Here is a 2,391-nt window from a genome sequence, read left to right as displayed (position 1 = left end):
GGTCGCGACCGTCGTGGGCGCCCGGTTCGCGCTGGAGCCCGGCCGCGGCCGGCGCGCCCTGCCGGTGCGGCCGGCGCTGGCCGGCGCCGTCTTCGGTGTGCTCGGCGTCATCGCGGCGTTCACGTTCTCGGACGGCGTCGACGACGTCGCCGCCCATCCACAACGGCTCGGCGTCGTCCACGACCTCACCCTGTACGTCGGCGTCGAGGGCCGGGACGGCGAGGACGTCCTGCCGGCGGCGCGGGAGCTGTTCACGGCGGTGGCCGGCGTCGACGGCGTGCGCGGCGTCAACGACACCCGGTCCGCGGTGGCCGAGACCGGCGGTGGGCCGCTCGCCGTCCTCTCCGCGGACCCGATCGGCGAGCCTCTGGACGTCGTGGTCACGGAGGGCCGGCGGCCGGAGGCGGCCGGCGAGATCCTGCTCGGCCCGGACTCCGCCCGGCAGCTCGGCACCGGCGTCGGCGACACCGTCGAGGTCACCGGGACCGCGGGCGAGGACGCCCTGACGGTCGTCGGCGTCGGGCTGCTGCCGGAGCTGTCGCACAACCGCTACACCGACGGCGGGCTCGTCACGGCCGCGACCTACGACGGGTTGTTCGACGGCTTCCGCTTCCACGCGGGCTTCGTCGACCTGGAACCCGGGGTGAGCCTCGACGACGTCGGCCAGGAGCTCGGCGAGGCGGCGGCCTCCGTCCCGGGTGGCGAGGACATCGCGGCGGAGCCGGTGGAGCTGCCGTCGCCGGTGGCCGAGCTGTCGTCCATCCGCGGCCTGCCGGTCGTCCTCGCCGTCTTCCTGGCGGTGCTCGCGCTGGGCGCCGTCGGTCACGCGCTGGCGACGGCGGTGCGCCGGCGGCGGCACGAGATGGCGGTGCTGCGCGCGGTCGGGATGACCCGGCGGCAGTCGCGGGTCGTCGTGGCGACGCAGGCCACCGTCCTGGCGCTGGCCGGGCTCGTGATCGGGGTCCCGCTGGGCGTCGCGCTCGGGCGGGTCGTGTGGCGGTACGTCGCCGACACCACGCCGCTGTTCTACGTCCCGCCGGTGGACGTCACCGCGCTCGCGCTCGTGGTGCCGGCGGCGCTGCTGGCGGCGAACCTGCTGGCCGCCTGGCCGTCCCACCGGGCCGCGTCGATGCGCGTCGGCCACGTGCTGAGGGCCGAATGATGACCGGGGCGTGGCTGCGGCTGGAGCTGAACCGGCGGTGGCGGTCGCTGCTGGTGCTGGCGCTACTCGTGGCGTTCGCCGGCGGGGCGGTGCTGGCCACGGTCGCCGGTGCCCGGCGCGGCGCCTCAGCGGCCCACCGGCTCGACGCCGCCACGCTCCCCGCGACGGCCCAGCTCATGCCCGGCGACCCGGACTTCGACTGGGACGCGGTGCGCGCCGTCCCCGGTGTCGCGGCCGTCGGTGAGGTGGCCTTCGGGGCCTACGAGATCGACGGCGTGCCGGTCGACGGGCCGGTCCCCGCCGACCGGAACGTCCTGCGGACCGTCGAGCGGCCGGTGGTCCTCGACGGCCGGCTCGCCGACCCGGGCCGCGTGGACGAGGCCGTGGTGACGCCGCGGTTCGTGCAGACGTACGGGCACGGCGCCGGCGACGCCGTCACCGTCCGCCTCTACCGGCCGGAGACGCTGAGCACCACGGTGACCGACTGGCGCGGCCCGGCGGAGGAGGGCACCCGGCCGCCGGCGGACGGGCCGGAGGTACGGGTTCGCGTCGTCGGTGTCGTCCGCTCGCCGCTGTTCACCGACCAGCCGGGTGCGCCCGGCTGGCTGGTGCCGACCCCCGCCTTCTTCACCGCGTACTCCGACCACCTGCTCGGCCCGCAGGGCGCGACCAGCGCGATGGTGCGGCTGGACGACGGCGGCAGCGGCTACGCCGACTTCAAGGAGGCGGTGACCGACCTGACCGGCCGGACCGACCTCCCCATGTGGAGCGAAGCCGCGGCAAACGCCTTCAACCAGGGCATCCTCGACATCGAGGCGACCGCCGTCACCGCGTTCGCGCTGGCCGCGGCGGCGGCCGCGGTCGTCCTGGTGGGTCAGGCGGTCGCCCGGCACACCGCGGCTGTCATGACCGACCTGCGGGTGCTCGGCGCCCTCGGCCTGGCGCCGCGGCAGCAGGTGGTCGCCGCCGCTGCCGGTCCGGCGCTGGCCGGGATCGCCGGCATGACGGCGGGTGCGTGCGCCGCGGTCCTCGCGTCGGCGTGGTTCCCGCTCGGGACGGCGGCGCAGCGCGAGCCCGCCCCGGGGATCGACGTCGACTGGACGGTGCTGGCGACCGGCTGGTGTGCGGTCGTGGTCGTCGTCGCGGGCGGCTCGGTCCTGGCTGCCGCCGCCGCGCTGCGCGCGTCGCGGTCCACGGCGGCGCCGCGCCGCTCGCCCGTCGCGGCCGCC

At 77.3% G+C, this 2,391-nt stretch carries 1 protein-coding gene and 1 pseudogene; both read left to right on the top strand.

From position 1 onward, the window contains the following. The coding region (locus DY240_RS23150; protein WP_147375469.1) for an ABC transporter permease at positions 1-1,162 on the top strand (1,162 nt) is incomplete at its 5' end. Then, positions 1,159-2,391, top strand: a pseudogene (locus tag DY240_RS23145) (hypothetical protein); the annotation flags it as partial. The gene DY240_RS23150 and the pseudogene DY240_RS23145, both read left to right, overlap by 4 nt.

It is taken from the genome of Jiangella rhizosphaerae (genome assembly GCF_003579925.1).
Classification (GTDB): Bacteria; Actinomycetota; Actinomycetes; order Jiangellales; family Jiangellaceae; genus Jiangella; species Jiangella rhizosphaerae.
This window is presented reverse-complemented; position numbering and strand designations above follow the sequence as displayed.